The organism is Spirosoma litoris (genome assembly GCF_054776755.1).
Genome location: NZ_BAAHBI010000029.1, coordinates 124710 through 131564 on the forward strand (window position 1 = coordinate 124710; position 6855 = coordinate 131564).

Below are 6855 nucleotides of genomic sequence, written 5' to 3' on the forward strand. Positions count from 1 at the left end.
TGAAGTTGCGTAAATGGAGATGAACTGGCGGAATCGCTTACAATCGCTTCGCTACTACGTCGCCATTTTGGTGAACCGTAATCTGGATAACTCGCCCGGTTTCATCTTTCTGGAAGGTTAATTGCGCATTGACGGCTTTGAGGAAAAAGTCTGTTTCGCTGGATGGGAAAATCTCGAATCGTTCCTGACCTGTCACTTGTAGAAATAGCCTGTTCTGGTCGAATGTGATAGTTACGATTCGTTTCAGGTCAAGCTGGTATTGGCCTACGTACTGCTGTAAAATCGCATCACTGACCCGAACCGTCTTGAAACTAACAGGTAGTTGGTAGGGCATGCCATACGTAACAAAAAGCAGGTCTTTAAGCATCGGTTCCAGCGTAGTCATGTCTGATGTGTCATCGACATTGGCGAGCATTATCAGGACTGTATCATCGTCGGGAATAAGCACCAGAAAGGTGGCGAAGCCTGGAAGGTTGCCATTCTGAAAAACTAACTTTTTGTGGTTCACGAAATAATTAATTCCCCAGCCGCAACTCCAGTTGCCGGGCTTGATGGGGGTAAATGCCAAACGTTGTGAAGCTGGTTTTAACAATTGAGTAGAGCGAAAAGCCTGCGTCCAGCGGTACAAATCACCAACTGAGCTATACATACCACCAGCCGCATAAGCTGCCGTTGAATCGAGCGAACGAACGGCAACCAGAACCGAATCTTTCCAATACGTATAGCCCGTTGTTTTATCTGGCGTTTGTCGATTGATAAAATCAAAGCCTGTTCGGGTTAGCTGAAGTGGCCTGATGAACCGCTCCCGAATAACGGTTTCAAACGGCTGTTGTGCTACTTTTTCGATAATCAGACCCAATAAGAAATAGCCGGAATTTGAATAATTGACGGTCTTCCCCGGTTCGTTGGCCAGCGGTTTGTCTTTGAATGTGGAAAGTATGCGCTCTTTGCTGACAGGACGGGTAAACTCCAGGCTGTCTTTCGAATAAAGCACGCCTTTGTAGTCATAGATCCCGGACGTATGGGCAAATAGCTGCTCGATAGTAATCTGATCACCATTGGGGTAATCGGGCAGGTATCGGCTCAGTTTATCCTTGATCGATAACTTTTTTTCTTCCTGCAACTGAAGTATGGCTGCCCCTGTGAATGTTTTCGTAATCGATCCAAGCTGGTAAATACTAGTCGTGTCATTCGGGATTTTAGCGGGCTCATTGCGCCAGCCGTACCCCTTCTGGAGAAGGATACTTCCTTTTTGCGCCACTAATACGGTGCCATTAAATCGGTGCAGGTTGGCGGCAGTGGTCAGGTATTCGTCAAGCTTTTCGGTCGTCGATTTAGCTTGCTGGGCGTTTGCTGAATGAATCAGGCAAAGAGCTATCATGAAGATAAGCGCCTGGAAAGGTTGGTTCATAGCAGGTCGTTTTTTGGGTCAAAGCTGCCCGAAAAACAGACGCTGATCTGCTCAAATCCTGATTTGAGAGGTATTTTTCAGGTATTCGCCGGGTGAAACGCCCGTTGATTGCTTGAATATGCGCTGAAAGGTCGCCTGCGAGTTGAAGCCACAATCGAAAGCAATACCGGTAAGGGTCAGGTGGTCATAGACCGGATCGACTAATCGACGTTTTACTTCATCGACTCGGTAGTCATTGATGAACCCATTGAAATTTTTGTGTAGATGCTGATTGAGGACTGCCGAAATCAATTTGGGCGAAAGCTGTAGATGCCTTCCTAACTTATCAACGCTCAAATCAGTATCTAGAAAGAGTTTCTCTTGGGTCATTGCCCCTACTAGCGAATGAATGACCTGTTCGACAGTCTCAGAAGATAGCTCGGCGCCAGTTGATTTGGTTGTCACCTTATCGACGCTTTCTGATCGTGTATATAAATATCCTTTAAAGCCCAGCCAGTAGATCAAGATGGCAATGGGAATGTAAATGGGATACCAGCCGAAGCGATCCAGTAAAGGGCCGCGCGAAGCAGGAATGATATAAGGCACCAAATGAATAAACCAGATGGTCTGGAAAACTAGGAATACGTTAACAAACTGCCAGAGCCAGCGCATCGGCCGGAGTTGAGTTGCCTGTTGGTTGGTTGATTGATACTGTCGAAGGGCACGTCTGGTCAGGAACAGATAAATTGTAGCCGATAGCCAGCGAGGAATATCAATATACGTATCGTATTCGTCCATTGCATTTCCCCAACTAGGCCCGGTTTTCCGCTCAAAAAAGCCCAGAAGCATACCAGTAATGAAAACCCAGCCTATGAATTTCGAGCCTAAATCCAGAACAGCTGGATAAAAATGACGTCGTTCAGTTTTGCCAAATTGGAAAGCCGGGTCCAGCATCGACTTTGTGTAAAAGTAAATGAGTGGCCCGATGGGCATAGCAATAATAAGCGGGGTTAAATCTAGCGCGAATAGTATATAGCGATTCGTAATGGGGTGCCCTACCGCAAAACTCATCAATGCCAGCAGGCCAATGAGCGTAGCCAATAACCGGTTCGACAATCGATTACCTTTCGGATTGAACCATAAGAGTGCCGCCAGAATAACTCCCTGAATACTACCCAGTAACAGGATCAGGTCAAAAGGAGAGATCGTCATGCCACTGGAATAGACTAATAATCCTGGATTTTTACGCGTATTCGGTGAGGAGCCACGCTCGTACCCCCGAAATAAAGTCCAGTGTTATACGCAAATGATTTATTGTGGGTGAACGGAATCGTTTTGCCACCCAATACCTGATACACTTTTCGATCGTAATCGATCTTGATAACCATTTTGGTAGGTGTATTAATGGCTACTTCGGCTACTTTGAAGTCAATACGTTGGCCCTCAACATAAACATAGGCCCCCAGATCAATCCGTTGCCGTTGGGCGTTCCAGCGCCAACCAACCCGTGCCCCATCCACCTGATGAGGAGCGACTCCATCCAATGGCTGATCTTTAGCGCCAACAAATCCAACGCCGATTACTTTGTTCCAGTCATCGGCATCAACGGCCCCAACATCGTAGATGCAACTGCTATCGAAGGTGACCGTGGCCGATACTTCACTCGGACTAATAAGTAAGCCAAATTTTCGGGCAGGGCTTGGTTCATGTTCACCGGCTTCAATAACAACCCAATCGGAGTCCGACACTAAAAAGTCGGGCACACACGCACTCATGAATAAGCTAAGGCTAATCAATAATGCTTTAGCTACAAACGACTTACTGTTTGCAGGGCAATCAGAATAGAGCATATGATCTGGCTTAAGTACACGCATCGATACGCAAATAACGCTATAAATCAGTGGAACTGTATCCCGTTGGCTCAGAGAGCGTAAGCGTTGTTGCCAAGCGATCTCACGACTTTGCGCAACATTTCGTATTTTACAGCATCATTAAGCCCTACGGGTAATTTGTCTATTTATGCCATCTATCTCCTCTGCTGATCAGCGTTTTAGTATACCAATTTATATCTACGCAGTTGTCTTCGCTTCATTTTGTGTCATTATGGGCCTCCTTTGGGACATCATGTGGCACATGAGCATTGGACGTGATGGTTTGTTTGCAGCTCCACACCTGGTTATTTACGTAGGAGGAGTGGTTGGTGGATTATTTTCTGCCTACCAGATTTTCAACCTGACACTGTCTAAAAATCACCCTGGCCGACCTGAGGCAGTGCCTTTTTGGGGTGTTTTTTATGGGCCGTTAGGCGCTATGTTCTGCGTTTGGGGTGCATTGGCCATGCTCACGTCGGCCCCTTTCGACGACTGGTGGCACAACACATACGGGCTCGATGTTCAGATTCTGACCCCTCCACATACCATTCTGGCCATTGGTATCATGACATTACAGTTCGGGGCCATCATTGGGGTTCTGGCTTTACAAAATAGGCACCAGAATACTGGCTTAGTTAGTACTACGTCCACACGACTGAAATGGTTATTTGCCATTGCAGCAGGATTGCTGCTCACTATGCTATTTTCTTTGTTCTCTGAAACAATGGATCGGGGCGATACGCATAGTACAGCTTATTATGTTACAGCCGCCATTGTGTTGCCGTTCTATCTGGTAGCTATGGGGCGAGCCTCCTTATTACGTTGGCCAATTACCTCAATTGCGGGCTTATTTATGTTGTTTTTACTCCTGCCAAGCTGGGTCATTCAACACTTGCCCGCCGTACCCCGGTTAGGACCGGTGCTTAATCCAATCACCCATTATCAGCCGTTTGTGTTTCCGCCCCTGCTCATTATCCCAGCCTTTGCCATGGACTGGATTCTGCATCGGTTCGATAATCCGACTACGGGACGGAAACTCAACGATTGGGTGTTAGCCGTTTTGTTGGGCGTTGTGTTTTTGCTGATATTACTGGCTATACAATGGCCATTTGGTGAGTTTCTGGAAACATCTCCCTATGCGCGGAACGGCATCTTTTTGTCGTATTCCTGGACATATGGAAGTCCGCCCGATTGGGAGTATCGGTATGCTTTTCCACCCTGGCGTACCCAATCGCCCACCGAATTTGCTATTGGTTTTGGGAAGGCATTGATTTATGCCAGCCTTTCGGCCCGAGTTGGATTGCTTTGGGGAAGTTGGATGAAACGCGTAGCTCGCTGATTGAGCATATTATGGGAAAGAGGTCATGAAATTCTGCAAAATGAATCCAATAAAAAGCAATAAACGAATGTCTGGACGGGTTATAAGACTTGCCCTGTTCTATTCACTTATTCTATCACTCACTCATTCATTCATTGCAACCGCTCACGTTGGTAGTTCGGGCGTAATTGTACAGAAACAGGTTGGCAAGTATCAATTGCTAATCAGTGTAAAACCACCTGATGTAGTCCCCGGAACGGCCATTGTAACGGTATTTGTGGAGCAAGGTCGAGTGAGTAGTATTGGAGCACGACCAATTTATTTCCGTTCGGGCGATAAAGGCGCGCCGACGCACGATATTCTAACCCCTGTGGAAGCCAATCGTTACGAGGGAGATTTGTGGCTAATGGACTCTGGTTCGTCGAGTATTGAATTGAGCATCGATGGCCCCGATGGCAAACAGCAGGTGATTGTACCTGTTGTGGCGATGGCAACCGCTTTGCGCGAAATGCCCCAGGGAACGGGTCTGGCATTGGCCGCAATGGGTCTCCTACTAGTTGTCATGCTCATTACCATCATTGGCGCTAGTAATTCGGATGGCGTTTTGTTACCCGGTCAAAAAGCGCCTGCTACACTCGGTCGTCGGAGATTGGTAGGCATGGGCGTTGGTTTGGCTGTTATTGCGTTGATTCTAACGGGTTGGCGCTCCTGGTGGACGAGTACTGCCGAAGAATATCGGAATGAGCAACTCTATCAGCCAACACGCATTGCTACATCAGTGCGTGTTACTAATGCGCAACGCCAGCTAACGATCCAGTTCGATACAACGGGCTTTGGTAGTGGCCAAAGATCTCGTCGGCTTTTTAGCTTTATGCTGCCTGATCATGGCAAACTCATGCACGCTTTTTTAGTTCGAACGCCAGGGCTGGATGCCTTCGCGCATTTGCACCCTGAACGTCGGGATACGCTGAACTATGAATCGACTTTACCACCATTGCCGGGAGGCAAATACCTGCTCTATGCCGATGTAGTTTACCGGAGTGGGTTTGCCGAAACGCTGACCGATACCGTTGAGGTCCCATCTCTAAAAATTACAGCAGAAGCGGCTGCTAATGCGAAGCCAACGGATATAGACGATAGCTGGCTCGTAACCGAACCGATGGGAGTAAAAGCAAATGCCGTAAACGTCCCCCATTTAGATAATGACATGGTCGTGTGTGGCAAGCCCGGTGCTAGTGTGAAACTCAGCGATGGTTCTACGATGATCTGGATGGATAAACCCTCGCAGATTCTGGAAGCAGGAAAACTATATCCGCTAAAATTCGCTGTAGCCGATGCACAAGGAAAAGCCGCAGCGTTGGAGCCATATCTGGGCATGGGAGGGCATGCAGCAATTCTACGCTCAGATGGAACGGTCTACATTCACTTGCATCCTGTTGGAACGTACTCGATGGCAGCCGAAGGTTCGCTGGTAAATCGTATTGCCGATACAGCCAGAACCTTCCATTACCCCAATGCTGCCCGATTCCGCGATAGCATTGATACCTACGTGGCTAAATTGAAAACATTGCCCGAAGCCGAAAAGAATAAACTACTGACGGCAAGTATGTCTGGCATGAGTCATACTATGAAAACAAATAACATGGTGGAGTTCCCTTACGCATTTCCACGTGCTGGCCATTATCGCATTTGGGTACAGGTAAAGCGTAATGGACAAGTATTAACAGGTGTGTTCGACACGCAGGTGAATGATTCTTTGTTAAATTAGATGAAGCGTAATGCATTCAGAATCAGGTTTAGATATATAGGTTTGTGAAATTTTTAGAGTTTTTTTAGGCGCAAGACTTGACAAACGAAGAAAATAGCCTAATTTTGCATCCACAATTCGCCGAGAGAGTGGCAAATTGTAAAACGCGAAAGTAGCTCAGCTGGTAGAGCGCGACCTTGCCAAGGTCGAGGTCGCGGGTTCGAACCCCGTCTTTCGCTCTACAAAAGGCACCGACCCCGGTGCTTTTTTTGTAAAAATCTGCTTCGGCGGAAATGGAATGCCGGGATGGTGGAATTGGTAGACACGCCGGACTTAAAATCCTGTGGGCCTCAAGCCCGTGCGGGTTCGACTCCCGCTCCTGGTACTTGATAATCAAGAGGTTATATCTTCAAAGGTATAGCCTCTTTTTTGTTCAGGACAACAATAGGACAACATTTCAGGATTAAATGGATCAAGGTCAAAAGTTGTGGAGGGCGTTGTATTTTTCTAGGTTTGTGGTTTCACCCAA

At 47.2% G+C, this 6855-nt stretch carries 5 protein-coding genes and 2 tRNA genes; 4 read left to right on the plus strand and 3 right to left on the minus strand.

The features are described 5' to 3' along the window. Positions 1-37 precede the first annotated feature (37 nt). From ACYVGR_RS17490 to ACYVGR_RS17500, 3 genes are read right to left on the minus strand one after another with little or no spacing between them, the layout of a single operon-like run. A complete protein-coding gene (locus tag ACYVGR_RS17490) occupies positions 38-1411 on the minus strand; it encodes a serine hydrolase (RefSeq protein WP_460958950.1) in 1374 nt (457 codons plus the stop codon). A 51-nt stretch (positions 1412-1462) separates the two neighbouring features. Beyond that, the gene (locus tag ACYVGR_RS17495) at positions 1463-2602 is read right to left on the minus strand and encodes a helix-turn-helix domain-containing protein (RefSeq protein WP_460958952.1); all 1140 of its coding nucleotides are present in this window, start codon (positions 2600-2602) and stop codon (positions 1463-1465) included. Positions 2603-2616: 14 nt separating this feature from the next. After that, entirely contained in the window at positions 2617-3264 is a 648-nt protein-coding gene (locus ACYVGR_RS17500; protein WP_460958954.1) for a hypothetical protein, read from the minus strand. A gap of 145 nt (positions 3265-3409) precedes the next feature. On the opposite strand from ACYVGR_RS17500, the gene ACYVGR_RS17505 reads away from it, so the two are divergent. The 4 genes from ACYVGR_RS17505 to ACYVGR_RS17520 all read left to right on the plus strand — a co-directional run bounded on the left by ACYVGR_RS17505 (position 3410) and on the right by ACYVGR_RS17520 (position 6711). Further along, positions 3410-4600, plus strand: a complete 1191-nt coding sequence (locus ACYVGR_RS17505) for a hypothetical protein (protein ID WP_460958956.1) — start codon at positions 3410-3412, stop codon at positions 4598-4600. Positions 4601-4640: 40 nt separating this feature from the next. Further along, a complete protein-coding gene (locus ACYVGR_RS17510; protein ID WP_460958958.1) occupies positions 4641-6347 on the plus strand; it encodes a hypothetical protein in 1707 nt (568 codons plus the stop codon). Positions 6348-6492: 145 nt separating this feature from the next. Then, positions 6493-6565, plus strand: a tRNA-Gly gene (locus ACYVGR_RS17515). 61 nt (positions 6566-6626) lie between these two features. Beyond that, positions 6627-6711 (plus strand) — tRNA-Leu (locus tag ACYVGR_RS17520). Positions 6712-6855 lie beyond the last annotated feature (144 nt).

Coding starts and splice junctions, on each gene's coding strand:
- ACYVGR_RS17490 (WP_460958950.1), bottom strand. CDS start 1,411: ATGAACCAACCTTTCCAGGCGCTTATCTTCATGATAGCTCTTTGCCTG.
- ACYVGR_RS17495 (WP_460958952.1), bottom strand. CDS start 2,602: ATGACGATCTCTCCTTTTGACCTGATCCTGTTACTGGGTAGTATTCAG.
- ACYVGR_RS17500 (WP_460958954.1), bottom strand. CDS start 3,264: ATGCGTGTACTTAAGCCAGATCATATGCTCTATTCTGATTGCCCTGCA.
- ACYVGR_RS17505 (WP_460958956.1), top strand. CDS start 3,410: ATGCCATCTATCTCCTCTGCTGATCAGCGTTTTAGTATACCAATTTAT.
- ACYVGR_RS17510 (WP_460958958.1), top strand. CDS start 4,641: ATGAATCCAATAAAAAGCAATAAACGAATGTCTGGACGGGTTATAAGA.